At 61.4% G+C, this 23968-nt stretch carries 23 protein-coding genes; 19 read left to right on the top strand and 4 right to left on the bottom strand.

Going from position 1 to position 23968, the window contains the following annotated elements:
* Positions 1-1206 (bottom strand): ISL3 family transposase, encoded by a 1206-nt coding sequence (locus PRJ_RS05330; RefSeq protein WP_104960601.1) that lies wholly within the window; start codon positions 1204-1206, stop codon positions 1-3.
* A gap of 162 nt (positions 1207-1368) precedes the next feature.
* Between PRJ_RS05330 and PRJ_RS05325 the strand changes: the two genes are divergently transcribed.
* Together PRJ_RS05325 and PRJ_RS05320 are read left to right on the top strand one after the other, a co-directional pair.
* Positions 1369-1962 carry a biliverdin-producing heme oxygenase gene (locus PRJ_RS05325; RefSeq protein WP_104960869.1) on the top strand — a complete coding sequence of 198 codons (594 nt, stop codon included), beginning with the start codon at positions 1369-1371 and terminating at the stop codon, positions 1960-1962.
* A 54-nt stretch (positions 1963-2016) separates the two neighbouring features.
* On the top strand, positions 2017-2430 hold the full coding sequence (locus PRJ_RS05320; RefSeq protein WP_020189896.1) for a YbaN family protein: 414 nt from the start codon (positions 2017-2019) through the stop codon (positions 2428-2430).
* On the opposite strand, the gene arcD (PRJ_RS05315) is transcribed toward PRJ_RS05320, so the two are convergent.
* Positions 2410-3837 carry an arginine-ornithine antiporter gene (arcD, locus tag PRJ_RS05315; protein ID WP_104960868.1) on the bottom strand — a complete coding sequence of 476 codons (1428 nt, stop codon included), beginning with the start codon at positions 3835-3837 and terminating at the stop codon, positions 2410-2412. The genes PRJ_RS05320 and arcD (PRJ_RS05315) overlap by 21 nt on opposite strands.
* 436 nt (positions 3838-4273) lie before the next feature.
* Here arcD (PRJ_RS05315) and arcD (PRJ_RS05305) point away from each other — a divergent pair, with 436 nt between their 5' ends.
* From arcD (PRJ_RS05305) to gltS, 7 genes are all read left to right on the top strand, one after another.
* Positions 4274-5701, top strand: coding sequence for an arginine-ornithine antiporter (arcD, locus tag PRJ_RS05305; protein ID WP_020189897.1), 1428 nt, complete (start codon positions 4274-4276; stop codon positions 5699-5701).
* Between the two features lie 33 nt (positions 5702-5734).
* On the top strand, positions 5735-6988 hold the full coding sequence (gene arcA / locus PRJ_RS05300) for an arginine deiminase (RefSeq protein WP_021781892.1): 1254 nt from the start codon (positions 5735-5737) through the stop codon (positions 6986-6988).
* A 69-nt stretch (positions 6989-7057) separates the two neighbouring features.
* The gene (locus PRJ_RS05295) at positions 7058-8068 is read left to right on the top strand and encodes an ornithine carbamoyltransferase (protein WP_010952185.1); all 1011 of its coding nucleotides are present in this window, start codon (positions 7058-7060) and stop codon (positions 8066-8068) included.
* 164 nt (positions 8069-8232) lie between these two features.
* Positions 8233-9162 carry a carbamate kinase gene (arcC, locus tag PRJ_RS05290; protein WP_104960867.1) on the top strand — a complete coding sequence of 310 codons (930 nt, stop codon included), beginning with the start codon at positions 8233-8235 and terminating at the stop codon, positions 9160-9162.
* 56 nt (positions 9163-9218) lie between these two features.
* Positions 9219-9587 (top strand): DUF5064 family protein, encoded by a 369-nt coding sequence (locus PRJ_RS05285; RefSeq protein WP_003255077.1) that lies wholly within the window; start codon positions 9219-9221, stop codon positions 9585-9587.
* Between the two features lie 140 nt (positions 9588-9727).
* A complete protein-coding gene (locus PRJ_RS05280) occupies positions 9728-11236 on the top strand; it encodes a sigma-54-dependent transcriptional regulator (protein WP_003255078.1) in 1509 nt (502 codons plus the stop codon).
* 127 nt (positions 11237-11363) lie between these two features.
* A complete protein-coding gene (gene gltS / locus PRJ_RS05275) occupies positions 11364-12569 on the top strand; it encodes a sodium/glutamate symporter (RefSeq protein WP_020189901.1) in 1206 nt (401 codons plus the stop codon).
* A gap of 77 nt (positions 12570-12646) precedes the next feature.
* Here gltS and PRJ_RS05270 read toward each other — a convergent pair whose 3' ends face one another.
* Both PRJ_RS05270 and PRJ_RS05265 read right to left on the bottom strand, forming a co-directional pair.
* Positions 12647-13288 (bottom strand): DUF1109 domain-containing protein, encoded by a 642-nt coding sequence (locus PRJ_RS05270; protein WP_104960866.1) that lies wholly within the window; start codon positions 13286-13288, stop codon positions 12647-12649.
* Positions 13278-13862, bottom strand: coding sequence for a sigma-70 family RNA polymerase sigma factor (locus PRJ_RS05265; protein ID WP_010952180.1), 585 nt, complete (start codon positions 13860-13862; stop codon positions 13278-13280). Before PRJ_RS05265 ends, PRJ_RS05270 begins: the two co-directional genes overlap by 11 nt.
* Positions 13863-14085: 223 nt before the next feature.
* Here PRJ_RS05265 and PRJ_RS05260 point away from each other — a divergent pair, with 223 nt between their 5' ends.
* The 10 genes from PRJ_RS05260 (at position 14086) to PRJ_RS05215 (ending at position 23827) form a co-directional block, all read left to right on the top strand.
* Positions 14086-14373 carry a DUF2282 domain-containing protein gene (locus tag PRJ_RS05260; protein WP_010952179.1) on the top strand — a complete coding sequence of 96 codons (288 nt, stop codon included), beginning with the start codon at positions 14086-14088 and terminating at the stop codon, positions 14371-14373.
* 16 nt (positions 14374-14389) lie between these two features.
* The gene (locus tag PRJ_RS05255; protein WP_177429882.1) at positions 14390-15223 is read left to right on the top strand and encodes a DUF692 domain-containing protein; all 834 of its coding nucleotides are present in this window, start codon (positions 14390-14392) and stop codon (positions 15221-15223) included.
* The gene (locus PRJ_RS05250) at positions 15220-15993 is read left to right on the top strand and encodes a DNA-binding domain-containing protein (RefSeq protein ID WP_104960864.1); all 774 of its coding nucleotides are present in this window, start codon (positions 15220-15222) and stop codon (positions 15991-15993) included. The genes PRJ_RS05255 and PRJ_RS05250 overlap by 4 nt, the downstream gene beginning before the upstream one ends.
* Positions 15986-16453, top strand: coding sequence for a DoxX family protein (locus PRJ_RS05245; protein WP_014589844.1), 468 nt, complete (start codon positions 15986-15988; stop codon positions 16451-16453). The genes PRJ_RS05250 and PRJ_RS05245 overlap by 8 nt, the downstream gene beginning before the upstream one ends.
* Before the next feature lie 303 nt (positions 16454-16756).
* Complete coding sequence (gcvH, locus tag PRJ_RS05240) at positions 16757-17140, top strand: glycine cleavage system protein GcvH (protein ID WP_003255087.1); 384 nt, start codon at positions 16757-16759, stop codon at positions 17138-17140.
* A gap of 11 nt (positions 17141-17151) precedes the next feature.
* Entirely contained in the window at positions 17152-20007 is a 2856-nt protein-coding gene (gcvP, locus tag PRJ_RS05235) for an aminomethyl-transferring glycine dehydrogenase (protein ID WP_104960863.1), read from the top strand.
* Between the two features lie 149 nt (positions 20008-20156).
* Entirely contained in the window at positions 20157-21533 is a 1377-nt protein-coding gene (locus tag PRJ_RS05230; protein WP_003255090.1) for an L-serine ammonia-lyase, read from the top strand.
* A gap of 27 nt (positions 21534-21560) precedes the next feature.
* Entirely contained in the window at positions 21561-22682 is a 1122-nt protein-coding gene (gene gcvT / locus PRJ_RS05225; protein ID WP_104960862.1) for a glycine cleavage system aminomethyltransferase GcvT, read from the top strand.
* A 357-nt stretch (positions 22683-23039) separates the two neighbouring features.
* Entirely contained in the window at positions 23040-23249 is a 210-nt protein-coding gene (locus tag PRJ_RS05220) for a cold-shock protein (RefSeq protein ID WP_014589840.1), read from the top strand.
* Between the two features lie 89 nt (positions 23250-23338).
* Entirely contained in the window at positions 23339-23827 is a 489-nt protein-coding gene (locus PRJ_RS05215) for an RDD family protein (protein WP_003255094.1), read from the top strand.
* Positions 23828-23968: the final 141 nt, after the last annotated feature.

The following is a 23968-nucleotide window of genomic DNA, read 5'->3' as shown; positions in this document are numbered from 1 at the left end:
TCACGGATTGCCGGGAAAGTCATTCTTGATCTTCATGAAAAAGAATTCGCTGTCCCGGTAACCGTAAGCCATCCGCTTGATCACCTTGATCCGGTTGTTGATGCCTTCCAGCTGGCCCGTATGCATCGGCCATCGCACCCTGCTCAAGATGCCGCGCCAGTATCCCTTCAGGCGTTTAGCAAACTGCTTCAGTGCCGGTATCGCGCTTTCATCAGCCAGACGCAGCCACTGCTTCCAGGCTGATCGCCAACCCCAGGCGGTGGTGGGCGACCACAGCGCTTTTAACTCTGCTTTCATCAGATAAACCGTCATCAGCGATTGGTTAGCCGACAGCAGATCCCTCAGGTGCACCTGTTGATCTTTTCGCTTGAGATTTTCCGGATTACGCAGCAGTAGCCAGCGTGCTTGCTTGATCACCCTGCGCGCGGGTTTGTCATGGCGCAGACGGTTGGCTTCGTCGACCCGTACCCGGTCAATCACCTCGCGCCCATACTTGGCGACTACATGAAACAGGTCGTAGACCACGCGTGCCTGAGGGCAGTGTTGGCGTACCTCCAGGTCAAATGCGGTGTTCATGTCCATCGCCACTGCTTCGATCCGCGCACAGCCTTCTGGCCCCAACTCCTCAAAGAAGGGCCTGACAGCCGCTCTGCTACGTCCTTCGCCAATCCACAGAACCCGGCGGGTATCGGCGTCCAGCACCACGCTGGCGTAGCGATGGCCTTTGAACAGGGCGAACTCGTCCATCACCAGGCGCCTGGGCTGGGCCTTTGGTAGCTTCTCTAGAGCGGCTTGTAGAGCTCGTCGCTCCAGCAAGCGCACACTGTCCCAATGCAAGTCAAACAGCTCAGCGACGTGCAGGGTAGGCAGCCGCTGGCAAGCCTGGATCACGGCCTCGGCCAAGCGCTGGGTCATACGCGAATAGCGATCAAGCCAGCTGACTGACTCCATCCGCTTGCCGCATGCGCGACACCCAACGCGCCGCAGTTCCACATTCAACCGTACCGCATGGCCAAGAATGGGGAGATCACGGATCGAACGCTGGCAGTATTCGTGGATGGCGGTGCTGGGCTGATGGCAGCCGCTGCAGGTGGGGAACCTAGTGGGCTGCGGAATCAGGTCGATCAGCAGATCGTCGCCGTCAGGCCTGATGGCAATGACAGAAAAGCCCTCCCAAAAGGGCAGAAACGTATTAATATCGTGCACAAGAACGCCGGTTTGTTGATGTGTTTGCTCGCACGAACATCATCCATCAAACCGGCGTTCTTGTTTCTGTCTTTCCCGGGATTCCGTGAAGAACCTTTTTTTACTGTCCCGCTCCCGCTGTTTCGTCTTGTATCTAGACGCCCTCTTTCCAAGGACTCCCCCATGACCGACCGCCCAGCCCTGCGCTCCCAGCGCCTGAACCAGATCACCCACGCCCCGCACGCCGAACTGGATGCCCTGGTCAAATCCCACGCGCCTTTCGACAGCCGCGAAAGCTTCGCCCGCTTCGTCGTCGCGCAGTACCTGTTCCAGTCCGAGCTGCAGGCCCTGTACAACGACCCTCAGCTGATCGCCATCGTCCCTGATCTGGCTGAGCGCTGCCGTGCCGAGCAGGCCCGCCTGGACCTCGCCGACCTCGACACCGAAATACCGGCCGCCGTACCGGGTGCCGTGGGCAAGCCGAGCCTGGGCGAGGCAATGGGCTGGATCTTCGTCTCCGAAGGCTCCAAACTGGGCGCTGCGTTTCTGATCAAGCGTGCCGTGGCCCTGGAACTGTCCGACAGCTTCGGCGCCCGTCATCTGGGGGAGCCCGCCGGTGGCCGTGCCGAAGGCTGGAAGCAGTTCACCCGCATCCTCGATGGCCTGGCGCTCTCGCCTGAAGAGGAAGCGGCTGCCGAACGCGGTGCAGTGGCCGCCTTCGAACGCTTCACCCAGTTGCTCAAGCACGCCTACGCTGCGGATGCCGCGCTGGTCTGATACGCCGTAGCCGGCCACCCCTCCGGTGGCCGAACCGTTTTTTGCAGTGAGAACATGACCCTACCAGCCCGCTCGAAACTCGCCCGCCTGTTGTATGGAATCCTGGCTTACGTGAGCCTCGGGGTGGGCCTGGTCGCCATTGTGATTCCTGGCTTGCCGACCACCGAGTTCATCCTGCTGGCCGCCTGGGCCGCCACACGCAGCTCACCGCGCCTGTCGGCATGGCTGGAGAACCACCGTTTGTTCGGGCCAATTCTGCATAACTGGCGCAACGGCAAGGTGATCCAGCGCCGGGCCAAGGTCAGCGCAACCATCAGCATGCTGCTGTGCGCGGGCCTGATGCTGACCTTTCTGGAACACCACTGGCCGGTGTTCCTGGCAATCGCCGGCATGACCCTGGGCAACCTGTGGATCTGGTCACGCCCGGAACACGCCTGCCCTGCCCCGTCACAAGCTCAGCAGCCCTGAATACAAGGCGTAGGCCGCCAGCGCGGCACCCACCAGCACGGCGGCGAAAATCAGCTTTTCCCAGGCTGTGAACAACGTCTGCCCCTGCTCATGCTTGGCCCTCGCGAACAAGATGACGCCGGGGGCGTACAGCAGCGCCGAAAGCAGCAGGTACTTGAGCCCGCCGGCATACAGCAGCCACACGGCATACAGCAGGGCAACCAGCGCCACCAGCAAGTCCTTGCGCCGCAACCTCGGCTGCCCGGCATAGGTTTCTGCGCGAATCGCCAGCAGCACGGCATAGGCCGCAGACCACAGGTAGGGCACCAGGATCATTGAGGAGGCCAGGTAGATCAGACTGGTGTACGTACCGGCGGAGAACAGCGTAATCAGCAGGAAACCCTGAATCATGCAGTTGGTCAGCCACAGGGCGTTAGCCGGCACATGGTTGGCGTTTTCCTTGGCCAGAAAGCGCGGCATGGTCTTGTCCCGCGCCGTGGCGTAAAGGATTTCGGCACACAGCAGCGCCCATGAAAGCAAGGCGCCAAGCAGCGAGACCGCCAGGCCGAGGCTGATCAGCAAGGCGCCCCAGGGGCCGACGATATGCTCCAGCACCGAGGCCAGCGAGGGGTTCTGCAGCCCGGCCAGTTCCGGTTGGGTCATGATGCCCAGCGACAACACGTTGACCAGCACCAGCAGCGCCAGCACACCCAGAAAACCGATGACCGTGGCCTTCCCAACGTCTGACCGACGCTGGGCGCGCCCGGAATACACACTGGCGCCCTCGATGCCGATGAACACGAATACGGTCACCAGCATCATGTTGCGCACCTGCTCCAGCACGCTGCCGAATTGTGGGTTGCTCAAGCCCCAGATATCCCGGGTGAAGATGTCGGCGCGGAAGGCAAATGCAGCGATCACCACGAAAATCAGCAAAGGCACCACTTTGGCGACGGTGGTGACCTGGTTGATGAAGGCCGCCTCCTTGATACCGCGCAGCACCAGAAAATGTACCGACCACAGCAGCAGCGATGCACAACCGATGGCGATGGGTGTGTTGCCTTCGCCGAACACCGGGAAGTAGAAGCCCAGGGTGCTGAACAGCAGCACGAAGTAGCCGACGTTGCCCAGCCAGGCGCTGATCCAGTAGCCCCAGGCCGAGGAAAAGCCCATGTACTCGCCAAAGCCGGCCTTGGCGTAGGCATATACCCCCGAGTCCAGTTCCGGCTTGCGGTTGGCCAGGGTCTGGAACACGAAGGCCAGGGCCAACATGCCGACCGCGGTGATCCCCCAGCCGATCAGCACTGCGCCCACATCAGCACGCGCGGCCATGTTCTGCGGCAGAGAGAAAATACCGCCGCCAATCATCGACCCGACCACCAGCGCGATCAGCGCGCCCAGGCGCAGCTTCTGTCCCGGTTCGCTCATGAGCCTCCCTTTCTTCGAGCCCTGTCATGCGTTTGAAACAGCCTTGCGGGCTATATGAATATCGTTACTTATACTAAAGCTGTGCGTTCAACCTATATCACTCATAACTGCTTTGTCTATGTGCCTGCTCTCTCAAAACTAGCAGCAGTCCGGCAACTAGAAAAGAAACGGATAAAACTCGAAATTCTTGTGGAAAATTTGCGAAAGCGGCAAAAGCAGCTAGTTTCAAGCATCGCAGGCTGAACAGAGCGTTTGCTCTAGAAGGACATGGAGGTGCCAGTACGCAAGGCCTGCAGCTCAAGCTGTCGGCACTCTCCAGGAGCACCCGTGAAGGAAATTTCCTACCTTCACGTCGCCTTAAACTGACGCAAGTCAGGTCAAGGCAAAGGCGTCGGATCTATTCTGTCGTCAACTTTCTCCTGGCAGGAGTTGTTAAATGTCTGATTCATCCGGAAAACTAAAGCTCGGCGCGTTAGTTGCACTTGTCGTCGGCTCGATGATTGGCGGTGGTATCTTCTCGCTGCCGCAAAACATGGCCGCCAGCGCAGGAGTTGGGGCCGTCCTGATCGGCTGGGCGATCACCGCAGTCGGCATGCTGACCCTGGCCTTCGTGTTCCAGACCCTGGCCAACCGCAAGCCTGACCTGGATGGCGGGGTGTATGCCTACGCCAAGGCTGGTTTCGGCGACTACATGGGCTTTTCCTCGGCCTGGGGCTACTGGATCAGTGCCTGGCTGGGCAACGTCGGCTACTTCGTGCTGCTGTTCAGCACCCTGGGCTACTTCTTCCCGATCTTCGGTGAAGGCAACACCCCAGCCGCCATCATTGGCGCGTCGATCCTGTTGTGGGCGGTGCACTTCCTGGTACTGCGCGGCATCAAGGAAGCCGCCTTCATCAACCTGGTCACCACTGTGGCCAAAGTGGTGCCGCTGGTGCTGTTCGCCCTGATCTGCCTGTTCGCCTTCAGGCTCGACATCTTCACCGCCGATATCTGGGCCATGGGCACGCCAGAGCTTGGCAGTGTCATGAACCAGGTGCGCAACATGATGCTGGTCACCGTGTGGGTGTTCATCGGCATCGAGGGCGCGAGCATCTTCTCGGCGCGGGCGGAAAAACGCACCGACGTGGGCAAGGCAACGGTGATCGGCTTCGTGACCGTGCTGCTGTTCCTGGTGTTGGTCAACGTGCTGTCGCTGGGCATCATGACTCAACCGGAACTGGCCAAGCTGCAGAACCCGTCGATGGCTGCGGTGCTGGAACATGTGGTCGGCCACTGGGGGGCGGTGCTGATCAGCGTCGGCCTGGTCATCTCGCTGCTCGGGGCGCTGCTGTCGTGGGTGCTGCTGTGCGCCGAGATCATGTTCGCCGCAGCCAAGGACCACACCATGCCGGAGTTCCTGCGCCGCGAGAACGCCAAACAGGTACCGGCCAACGCCCTGTGGCTGACCAACGCCATGGTGCAGATCTTTCTGGTCATCACGCTGTTCTCGAACAGCACCTACCTGTCCCTGATCTACCTGGCCACCTCGATGATCCTGGTGCCCTACCTGTGGTCGGCAGCCTATGCGTTCCTGCTGGCACTGCGCAGCGAAACCTACGAGCAAGCCCTGGCCGAACGCAAGAAGGACCTGATCATCGGTGGTATCGCCCTGCTGTACGCCGTCTGGTTGCTGTACGCCGGCGGCGTGAAATACCTGCTGCTCTCGGCCCTGCTCTACGCACCTGGCGCGATCCTGTTCGCCAAGGCCAAGCGTGAGGTGGGCCAACCGGTCTTCACCAACGTGGAAAAACTGATCTTCGCAGCCGTGGTCATTGGCGCCCTGGTGGCAGCCTTTGGCCTGTATGACGGCTTCCTGACCCTTTGACCCACGTCTTCGCTCAATTGGAGGAATGAAACCATGTCCGCTGAAAAACAGAAGTACGGTGTCCACTCCGAAGCCGGCAAACTGCGCAAAGTGATGGTTTGCGCCCCGGGCCTGGCGCACAAGCGCCTGACGCCGAGCAACTGTGACGAACTGCTGTTCGACGATGTGATCTGGGTCGACCAGGCCAAGCGTGACCATTTCGACTTCGTCACCAAGATGCGCGAGCGTGGCGTGGATGTGCTGGAGATGCACAACCTGCTGACCGATATCGTGCAGAACAAAGAGGCGCTCAAGTGGATCCTCGACCGCAAGATCACCCCTGACACCGTCGGCGTAGGCCTGACCAACGAAGTACGCAGCTGGCTCGAAGGCCTGGAGCCACGCCACCTGGCCGAATTCCTGATCGGCGGCGTGGCGGGCCAGGACCTGCCGCAGAGCGAAGGCGCCGAAGTCGTGAAGATGTACAACGACTACCTGGGCCACTCCAGCTTCATCCTGCCACCACTGCCCAACACCCAGTTCACGCGCGACACCACCTGCTGGATCTACGGCGGCGTGACGTTGAACCCGATGTACTGGCCGGCGCGTCGCCAGGAAACCCTGTTGACCACCGCCATCTACAAGTTCCACAAGGAGTTCACCGAGGCCGACTTCCAGGTGTGGTATGGCGACCCGGACAAGGACCATGGCAATGCCACGCTCGAAGGCGGTGATGTGATGCCGATCGGCAATGGCATCGTGCTCATCGGCATGGGTGAGCGCACCTCACGCCAGGCCATCGGCCAGCTCGCGCAAAACCTGTTCGCCAAGGGCGCCGTCAAGGAAGTGATCGTCGCCGGCCTGCCAAAGTCCCGCGCCGCCATGCACCTGGACACTGTCTTCAGCTTCTGCGATCGCGACCTGGTCACGGTCTTCCCGGAAGTGGTGAAAGAGATTGTGCCATTCATCATCCGCCCGGACGAAAGCAAGCCTTACGGAATGGATGTACGCCGCATCAACAAGTCGTTCATCGAGGTGGTGGGCGAGCAACTGGGCGTGCAGCTGCGCGTGGTCGAGACCGGCGGCAACAGCTTCGCCGCCGAGCGCGAGCAGTGGGATGACGGTAACAACGTGGTGGCCATCGAGCCGGGCGTGGTCATTGGCTACGACCGCAACACCTACACCAACACCCTGCTGCGCAAGGCTGGCATCGAGGTCATCACCATCAGCGCCGGCGAACTGGGCCGGGGCCGTGGCGGCGGCCACTGCATGACCTGCCCTATCGTGCGCGACCCGATCGACTACTAACGACCATTACGCCCGGCCGCACCCATGAAGTGGCGGCCGGGACATCACCGAACTCAAGGAGAAACTGTCATGGCGTTCAACATTCACAACCGCAACTTGCTCAGCCTGGAACACCACACCACCCGCGAGTTGCGCTACCTGCTGGACCTGTCCCGCGACCTCAAGCGCGCCAAGTACACGGGCACCGAGCAGCAGCACCTGAAGGGCAACAACATCGCCCTGATCTTCGAAAAAACCTCCACCCGTACCCGTTGTGCCTTCGAAGTCGCAGCCTATGACCAAGGCGCCAACGTCACCTACATCGACCCCAACTCCTCGCAGATCGGCCACAAGGAAAGCATGAAGGACACCGCCCGTGTGCTCGGGCGCATGTATGACGCCATCGAGTACCGTGGCTTCAAGCAGGAAATCGTCGAAGAGCTGGCCAAGTTCGCCGGCGTACCGGTGTTCAACGGCCTGACCGACGAATACCACCCGACCCAGATGATCGCCGACGTGCTGACCATGCGTGAGCACAGCGACAAGCCGCTGCACGACATCAGCTACGCCTACCTGGGCGATGCCCGCAACAACATGGGCAACTCGCTGCTGCTGATCGGCGCCAAGCTGGGCATGGATGTGCGCATCGCCGCGCCCAAGGCACTGTGGCCACACGACGACCTGGTCGAGCGCTGCAAGCAGTACGCTGAAGAAAGCGGCGCACGCATTACCCTCACCGAAGACCCGAAAGCCGCGGTCAAAGGTGTCGACTTTGTCCATACCGACGTGTGGGTATCGATGGGCGAGCCGATCGAAGCCTGGGGTGAGCGCATCAAACAGCTCAAGCCTTATCAGGTGAATGCCGAACTGATGAAGTCCACCGGTAACCCACGGACCAAGTTCATGCACTGCCTGCCGGCATTCCACAACTCCGAAACCAAGGTAGGCAAGCAGATCGCCGAACAATACCCGGACCTGGCCAACGGCATCGAAGTGACCGATGACGTGTTCGAGTCGCCAGCGTGCATCGCCTTCGAGCAGGCGGAAAACCGCATGCACACGATCAAGGCGATCCTGGTATCGACCCTGGCTGATCTATAGGTAGCCCGCAGTCCCTGTGGGAGCGGGCGTGCCCGCGAAGGCGTCAGCCGCATCATCGATGATGTCAGGTCTGGCCTCTTCGCGGGCATGCCAGCTCCCACAGCGAACTCCGCATCCTCCGTGCAGCGACAGTCCATTCATTCTTTCGCTAAAGGACATTCCACATGCGTATCGTTGTTGCATTGGGCGGCAACGCCCTGCTTCGTCGCGGCGAGCCCATGACCGCTGACAACCAGCGCGCCAATATCCGCACCGCCACCGAACAGATCGCCAAGATTCACCCTGGCAACGAGCTGGTCATCGCCCACGGCAACGGCCCGCAAGTGGGTCTGCTGTCGCTTCAGGCCCTGTCGTACAAGCCAGACGAGGCCTACCCGCTGGACGTGCTGGGTGCCGAGACCGAGGGCATGATCGGTTACATGATCGAACAGGAACTGGGCAACCTGCTGGCCTTCGAGGTGCCATTCGCCACCTTGCTCACCCAAGTGGAAGTGGACGCCAATGACCCGGCCTTCAGGGATCCGACCAAGTTCATCGGCCCGGTCTACAGCAAGGAAGAGGCCGAGCGCCTGGCCAAGGAAAAGGGCTGGGTGGTCAAGGCCGACGGCGACAAGTACCGCCGCGTGGTAGCCAGCCCGAAACCCAAGCGCATCTTCGAAATTCGCCCGATCAAGTGGCTGCTGGAAAAAAGCAGCATCGTGATTTGCGCAGGCGGTGGCGGCATCCCCACCATGTACGATGAAAACGGCAAGCTCAAAGGCATCGAGGCGGTGATCGACAAAGACCTGTGCTCGGCGCTGCTGGCCGAGCAATTGGAAGCCGACCTTCTGATTATCGCCACCGACGTCGATGCAGCCTACATTGACTGGGGCAAGCCGACGCAGAAGGCCATCGCCCAGGCCCACCCGGACGCGTTGGAAACGCTGGGGTTTGCCGCCGGCTCCATGGGGCCGAAGGTGCAGGCCGCCTGCGACTTTGCCCGCAACACCGGCAAGGTGGCGGTGATCAGTTCGCTGGAGAACATCGAAGGCATCGTCAAAGGCAAAGCCGGCACTCGGGTTTCCACCGAGAAGCCGGGGATCAGCTACCGTTGAATGCAGTCGGCGGGCTTACGCGGCCCGCCATTTTCGACCTTCCAAAGGAGATAGCCATGGCCCAGTATCAGCCCGGTCATGTACACATCGAGCGCTCTGCGCTGAACAACGCCGACCACAGCTATGACCTGAACATCGAGTACGAGGCCGTGTCGGACCCCAAGGAAGGCAGAGGCATTCAGTTCCACATGCATGGCAGCATCGAAGGCAAGACGGTGGAAGAAAAGTTCTTCCTGGCCAAGGACCAGGCCTTGCCCAGCTTCCTCATGCTACTGACCCGCAAGGCGCAGTCATATCTGGCGCCGCCGAAGAAATTCGAGACCCTGAGTTCGCCGCACAAGCTCTATGACCATATGTTCGCGGACATTCGCGAAAAGCTCGATGTGAAATCGGGCGACCCGATCAAACCTGAACATCTGGAGTGACCCTTTTCGCGAGCAAGCCCGCCCCCACAGCAGCAAGCCTGTGGGAGCGGGCGCGCCCGCGAATGCGCCACCGCCAACCTTGGGCCTGACACCCGTCTCAGGGCATACTGGCGGCCTCCATTGCCAACTGTTCGAACCCCATGCGCATCCACGTCAGCTTCATCGACCGCGTCGGTATCACCCAGGAAGTCCTCGCCCTGCTCGGTGCCCGCAACCTCAACCTGGACGCCGTGGAGATGGTCCCGCCGAACGTCTACATCGACGCCCCCACCCTCAGCCCCGCCGTACTTGAAGAACTGCACGACGCGCTGTTCGAAGTACACGGCGTGCAATCGGTGGACGTGGTCGACATCCTCCCCGGCCAGCGCCGCCACCTGCAACTCGATGCCCTGCTGGCCGCCATGAGCGACCCGGTGCTGGCGGTAGATAGTGCAGGCCTGGTGCTGTTGGCCAACCCGGCGCTGATCGAACTGTGCGGCCGCGAATCTGCCGGCCGCTCGGTGGGTGAGCTGTTTGGCGACCCCGCGCTGCTGCAGGCGCTGCTGGACAACAACTTCCACCTGCCCATGCGCGAAATGCAGCTGAACGGCCATAGCCTGCTGCTGGACGCCATGCCGATTACCAACGCCGGTGGCCTGCTGACGCTGTATCCCCCCTCGCGCATGGGCGAACGCCTGTCGGCCCTGCACCACGACCACGCCGAAGGCTTCGATGCCTTGCTGGGCGAGTCGCCGGCCATCCGCACCCTCAAGGCCCGCGCCTTACGCGTGGCTGCGCTCGATGCACCGCTGCTGGTGCATGGCGAGACCGGCACCGGCAAGGAACTGGTAGCCCGCGCCTGCCATGCCGTCAGCAGCCGCCACGCGGCCCCGTTCCTGGCCCTGAACTGCGCCGCGCTGCCCGAGAGCCTGGCCGAAAGCGAGCTGTTCGGCTACGCGCCCGGGGCCTTTACCGGCGCGCAACGAGGTGGCAAGCCTGGGCTGATGGAACTGGCCAACCAGGGCACCGTGTTCCTCGATGAAATTGGTGAAATGTCGCCCTACCTGCAGGCCAAGCTGCTGCGTTTTCTCAGCGATGGCAGCTTCCGCCGGGTGGGTGGCGACCGTGAAGTGAAGGTGGATGTGCGCATCATCAGCGCCACCCACCGCGATCTGGAGCGCATGGTCGCCGAAGGCAGCTTCCGCGAAGACCTGTTCTACCGTCTGAACGTGCTTAACCTGGAGGTACCGCCGCTTCGCGACCGTGGCCAGGACATCCTGATGCTGGCGCACTTCTTCATGCAGCAGGCGTGCACGCAGATCCAGCGCCCAGCCTGTCGGCTGACCCCCTCCACCCATTCGGCACTGCTGGCCAACCCTTGGCCGGGCAATGTGCGCCAGTTGCAGAACGTGATCTTCCGCGCCGCGGCTATCTGCGAGGGCAACCTGGTGGATATCGGCGACCTGGATATCGCCGGCACCTCGGTGGCACGCGGGCAAGACGGCGAAGTGGCCAGCCTGGAACAGGCTGTAGGTGATTTCGAGCGCGAACTGTTACAGCGCTTATACGCCAGCTACCCGTCAACACGGCAACTGGCCGGGCGCTTGCAAACTTCGCACACGGCTATCGCGCAGAGGCTGCGTAAATATGGAATACCCGGGAAACCATGAGGACTGTGGTCAAAACCCATGATTGAATCGGACTTTTCCTAGCCGCTGAGCCACAATTAACTGGAGTGCTCCCCGTAGAATGGCGACATTGTAATTTTGCTTGTCACCTTGAACGAAGAGTACCCTGATGTTCGAACTCGATTTTTACGGGACACTTGTAGCCGCCTCTTTGGTACTGCTACTGGGACGCGGCCTGGTTGCACGCATTGGTTTCCTGCGCGCATACAATATCCCGGAGCCTGTTGCAGGCGGCCTGGTCGTTGCCTTGTCACTCCTGGCATTGCGCAGTTTCGATGTACACGTCCAATTTGATACCTCGTTGCAAACACCGTTGATGCTGGCATTCTTCGCTACCATCGGCTTGAGTGCAGACTTCGCAAGCCTGAAGAAGGGTGGACGGGTGGTCGCCGTATTCCTTCTGGTGGTGACGGGTTTGCTAATGGTTCAGAACGCCATGGGCATCGGCCTGGCAACAGCATTGGGGCTCGACCCGCTGATGGGCCTGCTGGCCGGTTCGATCAGCTTGTCGGGTGGCCACGGCACAGGCGCTGCCTGGGGCGCGACCTTCACTGAGCGGTTCGGCCTGGCTTCGGCTTCGGAACTGGCAATGGCCTCTGCCACTTTCGGCCTGGTGTTGGGCGGTTTGATTGGTGGCCCAGTCGCCCGGTTGCTGATCAAACGGGTCGAAACGCCTGGGGTGCAAGAAGAAGCACCGCAATTACCCAAAGGCTTTGAACAACCGGACAAAGAGCGCCTGATCACCTCGTTTTCATTTATAGAAACCTTGGCACTTATTGCTGTCAGCTTACTGACCGGTACCTTACTTAATGGCTTGTTGAAAGGCACAGCATTCGAACTGCCGACATTTGTTTGCGTACTCTTCGTCGGCGTACTGTTGCGCAATGGGCTTCGGGCTTTAGGTGTTTACAAAGTATTCGAACGGGAAGTGTCGGTACTGGGCAATGTGAGTTTGTCCCTGTTCCTGGCCATTGCCTTGATGTCGCTCAAGTTGTGGGACCTGGCAGCCCTGGCATTACCCTTCTTTACCTTGTTGGCCGCACAGACACTGGTCATGGCGCTGTTCGCAATCTTCGTGACGTTCAAGGTAATGGGGCGCAACTACGATGCAGCAGTTCTGGCTGCCGGCCACTGTGGCTTCGGCCTGGGTGCTACACCGACAGCCATCGCCAACATGCAAGCGGTGACACAACGCTATGGTGCCTCGCACCTCGCCTTCCTGGTGGTGCCGATGGTGGGGGCGTTCTTCATCGACATCATCAATGTCATCGTGATCAAGCTGTACCTGGCATTGCCTTGGTTTGTTGCGGGTTAAGCGAGGTCACGAACCTGTGAAGCCAGGGCAGGCAATCAGCACGTCGTTCTGAGTTGCGTGGGGCCTGCCGGCACAGCCTACCAACGCAGCATGCGGGGGCCCCACCAGGCACCGAGTACCGTCGGCACGAGCATGCCGAGGACATACCACACCCCCCAGAACGGCACGCCCATTTCCGGGCAATGCAGGCAGTAGGCCACTGTTGCGCTCGAGCCCGCCAGCAGGCCACCGGCAGCACCTGCCAGCCGCAACCGGGTCGGCGCCAGGCCTTTCAGCGCCCAGAACACGGTGACAAAGGCTGGCACCGACAGCAACGCGATATTCAGTGCGCAGGTACGCCATGTGCGCCCGAACAACAGGTCGGCGCGCGCCTCCACAGGCGCCCCGGCGATACTCACCGCCGCCCCGCACCAGACAAGCAGCAGTGGCAAGCCAAGCATCTTCCAGCCTGCAGCGCCCTTCCCTCCTGGCCTGGCCAAGCGGCTCGTCAACCACAGCCCGATCAACGCCAAGCTGGTTGGAAAGGCGACTTTGCCCCAGAACAGCGGGGTTTGTGCGACCTCCGTGATATCACTACGTACACCGTAAAGGGTAATAGTCAGCAGCAGTGCTGCGGTCAGCCCGCCCAGCACAGCCACTGCCATCCGCCTGCCAACGGCGTGGCGCGGCACTGGCCCTTCGCCTGCGGCCAGCAAGGCAATCAAATCGTCAGTCTTCATGGTTGTTGGCTCCTCCAATCAGCCTGGATAGCGCTTTCAGACCTCGATGTATCCCAACCTTTACCGCTGAACTGGAAAGCCCGGTAAGTTGTGCCGTCTCTTCGACAGACAACCCCTCCAGCTTGACATGAACAATCGGCAGTCGTTGCCGCTCTGGCAGCTGTTTGAGCAGCTTGGTCAGGTCTCGGCTGGCCTCGGCTGATTCAACCTCCGAGACGGCAAACAGTTGCGCATCATCGTCCAGCACATCATGCCGGGCGTCGCGACGTGAAACACTTCGCAGATGATCCGCCAGCTTGTAACGGGCGATCGCCTGCACCCAGGCAGTCAAAGGCTGCTGCGGCTGGTAAGTGTGGCGCGCGTTATGCACCGCCAGCAGCACATCCTGCACCATGTCCTCTATCTCGGCCGGGCGCCTGCTCAGACGGCTGCGCAGAAACGCACGTACATGCAGCGCAAGCGTGCCAAGAAAATCCTGATAGGCCAGCTGGTCGCCTGTCAGCCCCTGAAGCAACAGTGCTTTCAACCGGGCCTCGCGAGCCTCGAGCTCATCCTGTGAGTTAGTTCGCTGCATGGGTCGCCTGGGTTACACCCTGAATACAATTGACTTGATTCATCCGCTCCCGCCGTGTGGCACGCAGGTGCTGCAAATATGCCATGCCCTTGGCTTCAACATCAGGTCGTGAAGACACGCCCTGAAAAAATTTCTTCCAAGGCTGTAACCCTTTTTACGCGAGGCACGAATTACTCCATGAGCCGCCGGTATAGACCACGGCCACACTCTCAGGAGATTGACCATGAAAACCCTCGCCCTCACCACCGCAGCACTCGCGCTTGCCACGCTTGCAGGCGCCGCCATGGCGGCCGACAGCACGCAACCCGCAGGCAATGGCGCTGCCATGGAAAAATGCTACGGCGTCGCCATGGCAGGAAAGAACGATTGCAAGGCCGGCGCCGGCACCAGCTGCGCTGGCAGTGCGAAGAAGGACTACGACGGCATGCACTGGAAAAACGTCCCCGCCGGCACCTGCACATCGATCAAGACACCCGCCGGCATGGGCTCGCTGACACCTATCAAGTCTTGATCAGGGGAAACCGACCATGAACGCAGACGCACGAATGGGCGCCGGAGTCAGCCTGAAGGCCGAGCACTACGACCAGGCGCTGGCGTGCAATCTCGAAGGGCTCTGGTTTGAAGTTCACCCGGAGAACTACATGGTCGGTGGCCCTCGCCTTGCCTGGCTGAACCGAATCGCAGAGCGGCACCCGGTCTCATTGCATGGTGTGGCACTTTCGCTTGCGGCTGACGCGGCCCCCGATCAGGACCATCTGCAGCGTCTGCGCGCACTGTGCGATCAGACCAAACCGGTACTGGTATCAGAGCACCTGGCCTGGTCAACCTGGCAGGGGCACTACCATCCAGACCTGCTGCCATTTCCGCGCAGCAACGAAGCCCTGCAGCGCATCGCTGAAAACATCCAGCGATGCCAGGAGGTTTTGGGCCGGCGGATATCCATCGAAAACCCCAGTCATTACTTGCAGCTGCAGGGCCATGACTGGGACGAGATCGACTTTCTTGGCGAACTGACACGTCGCACCGGTTGTGGTCTGTTGCTGGACATCAACAACGTCTACGTGAGCGCTCACAATTTGGGGTTCTCGGCAACTGCCTACCTGGACCGCTTTCCAGCGCAAGCCATCACAGAAGTTCATCTGGCCGGGCACAGCGACGACGACCAAGGCAGCCTGTTGATCGACTCTCATGATGCGCAGGTGGCCGAGCCTGTATGGGCGCTGTACCGCAAACTGGTTTCCCGTGTCGGCCCGCGCCCGACCCTCATTGAACGTGACGACAAGCTTCCCCCGTTCACCGAACTGCTTGCTGAACGGTCCATTGCACAGTCGATCATGACTTGCCCAGGTGTATTACCATGAACCTTTCCCTTGGTCAGTTCCAGCAAGCGTTCATCGAGGCGCTCTATTCCCGTCCCGCTCCCCAGCTTGCGGGCGTGACCGAACAAGCGGCGTTCGCGGTTTATCGCAACACGGTGTTGGCCGGCTGCGTGGATGCGCTGCGCGCAAACTTTCCGAGCGTGTGCACACTCGTCGGGCGCACCTGGATGGATGAGACCGCGGCAATCTATGCGCGGCAATTCCCCCCCAGCGATCCCCGGTTGATCTGCTACGGCGCGACCTTCCCGGATTTCCTCGAAGACATTCAGTCACAGCACGCTGTGCCGTATCTGGCGGAAGTCGCCCGCCTGGACCTGCGTTGGACAGAAGCCTTCAGTGCGCCGTACGAAACGTGCCTGAACCTTGTCGAACTGGCAGGCATGACCCCCAGCGATCTTGATCACGGTTGCTTGCACCCCCGTGCCAGTGCTCGCTGGTACTGGTGCGAGGCGCACCCTGTGTACACCCTGTGGCGCTGCGCCCGCGAGCAGGTTGCCTGGCCCGATGACCAACCATGGGTGGGCGAAGGGGTGCTGTTTGTCGGCACCGCTGATGGCGTATGCCACCAGCCACTGGGAAAAGGTGGCCATGCGTTTCTCAAGGCCTGTGCTGCCGGACAGTCGCTGATGCAGGCCTCGGACCTGGCGCGACACGCTGAAACCGACCTGGATTTCACCGAGATGCTCGGGCGCCTGATGACGGCCCAGGCGTTTCGCTCACTCGCCTTCACAGGAGTACACCACCATGGCTAGTGCCGATTTCACACCTCCGGCCAGCAGCCTGCGGCGCGCCTGGAACCACGTTGCACAGAGCCTCGAGCGGCGTTTGAGCGATGACCTGTTGTGCCTGGTCGCCCGGTTCGGGATCGCCTCGATATTCTTTCTTTCCGGACGCACCAAAGTGGAGGGTTTCCTCACCCTTACACCCGGCACCTATGAGCTGTTCCGCACCGAATACGCGCTGCCGCTACTCTCGCCCTGGCTTGCAGCGCACCTGGCCGCCTACGCTGAGCACTTGTTCCCGCTATTGCTGGTGCTCGGGCTGATGACCCGGCTATCGGCGCTGGCACTGCTGGGCATGACGTTGGTGATCGAAGTGTTCGTCTACCCCGATGCGTGGCCCACCCACCTGACCTGGGCGGGGCTCTTGCTGCTCCTGGTTGCCCGAGGCGCCGGCGCGTTTTCGCTGGATCATCTGCTGAAAGTGAGATGACCGAAGGCCATTGGCACCTCGCCAGTCCAGGCACCACATGTATCGTTTTCGCTACGTCGTAGCGAAAACGATACACACCCTCCTCGCCGTCGGTGCACAAGGGTTTGATGCTCAAACCCTTTTCCTCTCAGAGGCACCTGTAACGATATCATTCCACACGATAAATACGGCTTCTCCGTAAATTTACGTAATCTATTGATAAATAAGAAGTTTTATAGGTTGGCCGCATTATTGCTAAGGGAATCCTACCCTAAGAGCGCGGCGCCACCGCGCCCCCAACGCCCTGCTTCCCGAGGATTCCCCATGAGCGAGTTGCGTTTCACTGAAGATCACGAATGGCTGCGCGTCGAAGCCGATGGCAGCGTCACCGTGGGCATCACCGCCTACGCCCAGAATGCCCTTGGCGACGTGGTTTTCGTGCAACTGCCAGAGTTGCAGCAGTATGAGAAAGGCAGCGAAGCGTCCACCGTCGAATCGGTCAAGGCCGCCAGCGGCGTGTACATGCCACTGACGGGTGAAGTGGTCGAGGTCAACGGCCAGCTCGAAGACAGCCCTGAACTGGTCAACGAAGACCCGATGGGCGAAGGCTGGTTCTTCCGCTTCATCCCTGCCGATGCAGAAGCCGTAACCGCTCTGCTCGACCAGGACGCCTACGACCGCCTGCTCAAAGCCAACGACGACGCCTGAGGAATCCCGCCATGACCATCAACCTCGGCACCGCCAACGAATTCATCGCCCGTCACATAGGCCCGCGCGCCGCTGACGAACAGGCCATGCTCACTGCACTGGGCTTCGACTCGCTGGACGCCATGACCGCTGCGGTCATCCCCGACAGCATCAAAGGTACCAGCGTGCTTGGCTCGCACGACGGCCAGAGCGAGGCCGACGCGCTCGCTGCGCTCAAGGCCATCGCTGGCAAGAACCAGCTGTTCAAAAGCTACATCGGCCAGGGCTACTACAACACCCACACTCCGGCACCGATCCTGCGCAACCTGCTGGAAAACCCGGCCTGGTACACCGCCTACACCCCGTATCAGCCAGAAATTTCCCAAGGCCGCCTGGAAGCGCTGCTGAACTTCCAGACCCTGATCAGCGACCTCACCGGCCTGCCGATCGCCAACGCCTCCTTGCTCGACGAAGCCACTGCTGCGGCCGAGGCCATGACCTTCTGCAAGCGCCTGTCGAAGAACAAGTCCAGCCATGCCTTCTTCGCCTCCGTGCACTGCCACCCGCAAACCCTCGACGTGCTGCGCACCCGTGCCGAGCCGCTGGGTATCGAGGTTGTGGTTGGCGACGAGCGCGAGCTGGGCGATGTCAGCGCCTTCTTCGGCGCCCTGCTGCAATACCCTGCCAGCAACGGTGAAGTGTTCGACTACCGCGAGGTCGTGCAGCGCTTCCACGCGGCCAACGCCCTGGTCGCCGTAGCGGCAGACCTACTGGCCCTGACCCTGCTGACCCCACCGGGCGAATTCGACGCCGACGTGGCCATCGGTAGCGCCCAGCGCTTCGGCGTGCCACTGGGCTTCGGTGGCCCGCACGCGGCTTACTTCGCCACCCGCGACGCGTTCAAGCGCGACATGCCTGGCCGCCTGGTCGGCGTGTCGATCGACCGCTTCGGCAAAACCGCCCTGCGTCTGGCCATGCAGACCCGCGAGCAGCACATCCGCCGCGAAAAGGCCACCAGCAACATCTGCACCGCCCAGGTGCTGCTGGCCAACATCGCCAGCATGTTCGCCGTGTACCACGGCCCTGCCGGCCTCAAGCGCATTGCCGAACGCACCCACGCCCTGACCGCGATCCTCGCCGCCGGCCTGAAGGCGCTGGGCGTACAAGTGGTGGGCGCCAGCGCCTTCGATACCCTGACCCTGGCCACCGGCACTGCCACCGCCAGCCTGCATGACAAGGCACGCGCCCAGGGCATCAACCTGCGCCAGATCGATGCCGCCCATGTGGGCCTGTCTCTGGACGAAACCAGCACTCAGGCTGACGTCGAGTCGCTGTGGCAGCTGTTGGGTGGCGAGCAGGCACAGCCTGATTTCACCGCACTGGCCGCCAGCACCGGTTCCCTGCTGCCTGCCGCCCTGCTGCGCCAGTCGGCCATCCTCGAACACCCGGTGTTCAACCGCTACCACAGCGAAACCGAGCTGATGCGCTACCTGCGCCGCCTGGCCGACAAGGACCTGGCGCTGGACCGCAGCATGATCCCGCTGGGCTCGTGCACCATGAAGCTGAACGCCGCCAGCGAAATGATCCCGGTCACCTGGGCCGAGTTCGGCAACCTGCACCCGTTCGCCCCGGCCGAGCAGAGCCAGGGCTACCTGCAGATGACCACCGAACTGGAGGCCATGCTGTGCGCGGCCACTGGCTATGATGCCGTGTCGCTGCAGCCCAACGCCGGCTCGCAGGGCGAATACGCCGGGCTGTTGGCGATCCGCGCCTACCACCGCAGCCGTGGTGAAGGCCATCGCGATATCTGCCTGATCCCGTCGTCGGCCCATGGCACCAACCCGGCCACCGCACACATGGCTGGCATGCGTGTCGTGGTTACCGCCTGTGACGCCCGTGGCAACGTCGATGTCGAGGACCTGCGCGCCAAAGCCATCGAGCACCGCGAGCGCCTGGCCGCAATCATGATCACCTACCCGTCGACCCACGGCGTGTTCGAGGAAGCGATCGGCGAAATCTGCGCGATCATCCACGACAACGGCGGCCAGGTGTACATCGATGGCGCCAACATGAACGCCATGGTCGGACTGTGCGCGCCAGGCAAGTTCGGCGGCGACGTTTCCCACCTGAACCTGCACAAGACCTTCTGCATCCCGCACGGTGGTGGTGGCCCGGGTGTTGGCCCGATTGGCGTCAAGTCGCACCTGGCGCCGTTCCTGCCAGGCCATGCACAGCTGGAAAACACCCAGGGCGCGGTATGCGCTGCGCCGTTCGGTAGCGCCAGCATCCTGCCAATCACATGGATGTATATCCGCATGATGGGCGGTGCCGGCCTCAAACGTGCCTCGCAGATGGCAATCCTCAACGCCAACTACATCGCCCGCCGCCTGGAAGAGCACTATCCTGTTCTGTATACCGGCGGTAACGGCCTGGTGGCTCACGAGTGCATTCTCGACCTGCGCCCACTGAAGGACACCAGCGGCATCAGTGTCGACGACGTGGCCAAGCGGTTGATCGACTTCGGCTTCCACGCCCCGACCATGTCCTTCCCGGTGGCTGGCACGCTGATGATCGAGCCGACCGAAAGCGAGTCCAAAGAAGAACTGGACCGCTTCTGCAACGCAATGATCCAGATCCGCGAAGAAATCCGCGCGGTGGAGGACGGTAGCCTGGACAAGGACGACAACCCGCTGAAAAACGCACCGCACACTTCGGCTGAGCTGGTTGGCGAATGGACCCATGGCTACAGCCGCGAGCAGGCGGTATACCCCCTGGCGAGCCTGGTGGAAGGCAAGTACTGGCCGCCGGTCGGCCGGGTCGACAACGTGTTCGGTGACCGCAACCTGGTGTGCGCCTGCCCGTCGATCGAGAGCTATCAGGACGCCTGATAGCCCTCCCCGCCACCTGGCTTGGGTGGCGGGTTCTGTGTAGGAGCGGGTTTACCCGCGAATGCGATGGTGGCTATACCGCCGCATTCGCGGGTAAACCCGCTCCTACAGGGCTCAATGTCCACCCAACAACCTGGCAGGAGGTCCACATGTCACTGAGCGTCTTCGACCTGTTCAAGATCGGCATCGGCCCCTCCAGCTCCCACACGGTCGGCCCGATGCGCGCCGCTGCGCGGTTTGCCGAAGGGCTGCGCCGTGACGGCCTGCTGGCCCGCACCGCCAGCGTCAAAGCCGAGCTGTATGGCTCACTGGGCGCCACAGGCAAAGGCCACGGCAGTGACAAAGCCGTGCTGCTGGGCCTTGAAGGCGAACACCCGGACATTATCGACACCGACAGCATTCCCGCCCGCCTGCAGGTCATCCGCGACAGCGGACGCATCAACCTGCTGGGCGAGCACAGCATTGCGTTCATCGAAAAGCAGCACCTGGCGATGATCCGCAAGCCGTTGGACTACCACCCCAACGGCATGATCTTCCGCGCGTTCGACGACGCAGGCCTGCAAATCCGAAGCCGCGAGTACTACTCGGTAGGCGGTGGTTTCGTGGTCGACGAGGACGCTGCCGGCCACGACCGCATCGTCGAGGACACCACGGTGCTGGCCTATCCGTTCAAGACCGCCAAGGCGCTCCTCGGCCACTGCACCGCGCATGACCTGTCGGTGAGCCAGGTGATGCTGGCCAACGAGTCCGCCTGGCGCCCAGAAGCAGAAACCCGGGCCGGGCTGCTGCGCATCTGGCAGGTGATGCAAGATTGCGTCGCGGCAGGTTGCCAGCATGAGGGCATATTACCGGGAGGGCTCAAGGTCAAACGCCGCGCACCGGCCCTGTACCGCCAACTGAGCGGCCACCCGGAAGCCAGCCTGCGTGACGCCCTATCCGTGCTCGACTGGGTCAACCTCTATGCCTTGGCGGTGAACGAGGAAAACGCCTACGGCGGTCGTGTGGTCACCGCCCCTACCAATGGTGCAGCGGGCATCGTCCCGGCAGTCCTTCACTACTACATGCGCTTCGTCCCCGGTGCCAGCGAGGACGGGGTGGTGCGCTTTCTGCTCACCGCCGCAGCCATCGGCATCCTGTACAAGGAAAACGCCTCCATCTCCGGGGCCGAAGTGGGCTGCCAGGGCGAGGTCGGCGTTGCCTGTTCGATGGCCGCCGGTGCGCTGTGCGAAGTGATGGGCGGTAGCGTGCAGCAGGTGGAGAACGCAGCCGAAATAGGCATGGAACACAACCTGGGCCTGACCTGCGACCCGATAGGCGGCCTCGTACAGGTGCCCTGTATCGAGCGCAATGCCATGGGCTCGGTGAAGGCCATCAACGCGGTACGCATGGCCCTGCGCGGCGACGGGCAGCACTACGTGTCGCTGGACAAGGTCATCCGCACCATGCGCCAGACCGGCGCCGACATGAAAAGCAAATACAAAGAGACCGCCCGTGGCGGCCTGGCCGTCAACATCATCGAATGTTGACCCAACAATGACAGCAAGGAGTCATCGATGTCCGAAACACTGCTCAAGACCCCACTGCATGCCCTGCATCTGGAACTGGGTGCACGCATGGTGCCGTTCGCCGGCTACGACATGCCGGTGCAGTACCCGCTGGGCGTGCTCAAGGAACACCTGCACACCCGCGAGCAGGCCGGCCTGTTCGACGTCTCGCACATGGGCCAGATCGTTCTGCGTGGCGCTGACGCCGCCAAGGCGCTGGAAAGCCTGGTACCGGTGGACATCATCGACCTGCCGGTGGGTATGCAGCGCTATGCCATGTTCACCAATGAGCAAGGCGGCATTCTCGACGACCTGATGGTTGCCAACCTGGGCGAGGACACCCTGTTCCTGGTCGTCAACGCCGCCTGCAAGGAGCAGGACCTGGCTCACCTGCAAACCCACATCGGCAGCCGTTGCGAGGTGCAGCCGCTGTTCGAGGAGCGTGCCCTGCTCGCCCTGCAAGGCCCGGCTGCAGTCAAGGTGCTGGAACGCCTGGCTCCAGAAGTGGCCGGCATGACCTTCATGCAGTTCCGCCGGGTAAAACTGCTGGGTGTGGACTGCTTCGTCAGCCGCTCGGGCTACACCGGCGAAGACGGCTACGAGATCTCGGTACCGGTCAACGCTGCCGACGCCCTGGCCCGCCGCCTGCTGGCCGAGCCGGAAGTACAGCCGATCGGCTTGGGCGCACGCGACTCGCTGCGCCTGGAAGCTGGCCTGTGCCTGTATGGCCACGACATGAACAGCGAGACTACGCCGATCGAAGCCAGCCTGCTGTGGGCAATTTCCAAGGTGCGCCGTGCCGACGGTGCACGTGCTGCCGGCTTCCCGGGTGCCGAGGCGATCTTCGCCCACGTGCGCGATGGTGTTGCGCGCAAACGTGTCGGCCTGTTGCCGCAGGAGCGTACGCCTGTTCGTGAAGGTGCGGACATTGTCGACGCAAACGATAAACCGGTGGGTAAAGTGTGCAGCGGGGGCTTTGGCCCGACACTCGCTGCCCCTGTCGCCATGGGTTATATCGATAGTGAACATGCTGCACTCGACACCGCACTGTTTGCCGTGGTGCGTGGAAAGAAGGTGGCCTTGAAAGTCAGTAAAATGCCTTTCGTGACACCACGTTACTACCGTGGCTGAAACGGCTTTGTGAAGGTTTTGGGCAGCGTAGACATATTCGTTTTCGAACCTGCCCAATAACTTTTGAACATGGCGCCAGGCCAGGCGCCATGCCGTTTCCGACAAATCGGTCGGTTATCGGCAAGCCGCCAGTTTTCCATACGACCAAGGGCTTGTTTTTCGCTCGGGAGTTGGCGTAGAGTCACTGCACTGTGTTTGCATGGGTCGCAACAGTTCGTGACCTGGGCCAGTAGCCGAGATTTGCTACAACCCGTTCGACGTCTCTTACTTCCTGCAACCCAGCCCAGTAATCTTTCGCTTACAAAAAAGTGCGAAAGTAACTGTCATCAAAATTTAAGTTTCATAGGAAATAAGACAATGGCTGAGCGTCAGAAGGGTACCGTCAAGTGGTTCAATGACGAAAAAGGTTACGGCTTCATCACCCCAGAAAGCGGTCCGGATCTCTTCGTTCACTTCCGCGCTATCGAAGGCAACGGCTTCAAGAGCCTGAAAGAAGGCCAGCAAGTCACCTTCGAAGCAGTCCAAGGCCAAAAAGGCATGCAGGCTGACAAGGTTCAACCTGTCTGATCCAGCGCCAGACTTTGAAAAGCCCCTGCCAAGTGCAGGGGCTTTTTTTTGCCCGTAGAATAGTGGGCTCGTCTTTTGGAGCGTCCTGCATGTCCAAGCCTCTACTCACTCCCCAGGGGGATTTTCCACCGGTCGGCCTGGGCCGGCGCCTGGCAGCGATGTTCTATGACTTTTTACTGTGCACCGCACTGCTGATCGTGACCGCCGGCGCCTACAAGATGATTCAGATGTCGATCATCGGCGAAGCACGCATGCGCGAGCTGACCGAGGCCGGCGCACTGGATGGCGACCCATTGCTGTCTACGGTATTGCTGTTTGCCCTGTTCGGCTTCTTTGCCAAGTTCTGGACCCACGGCGGGCAGACGCTGGGTATGCAGGTATGGGGCGTTCGGGTGCAGAATGCCGATGGCTCGGCCATCAGCCTGTGGCAGGCGCTGTTGCGGTTCGTCGTGTCGATCGCCTCGTGGCTGTGCCTGGGGCTGGGTTTTTTCTGGGTGCTGATCGACAAGCGCAAGCGCGGTTGGCATGACATCTATTCGGAAAGCCAGCTGGTGCGGGTGCCGAAGCAGAAGAAATAAGCCAGAGGATTGGAGTTGCCTTCGGGCCCTTTCCTGATGCCTGCGCGGTACCTGTAGGCGCGGGCTTACCCGCGAACGGGCCGAGCCAGATCAACACCCACGAAAAAGCCGACCCTGAGGTCGGCTTTCTTGTGCAGCTCA

It is taken from the genome of Pseudomonas sp. XWY-1 (assembly GCF_002953115.1).
GTDB classification, from domain to species: domain Bacteria; phylum Pseudomonadota; class Gammaproteobacteria; order Pseudomonadales; family Pseudomonadaceae; genus Aquipseudomonas; species Aquipseudomonas alloputida.
The sequence above is the reverse complement of the archived record's forward strand: the minus strand, read 5'-3'. Positions and strand labels throughout refer to the sequence as shown.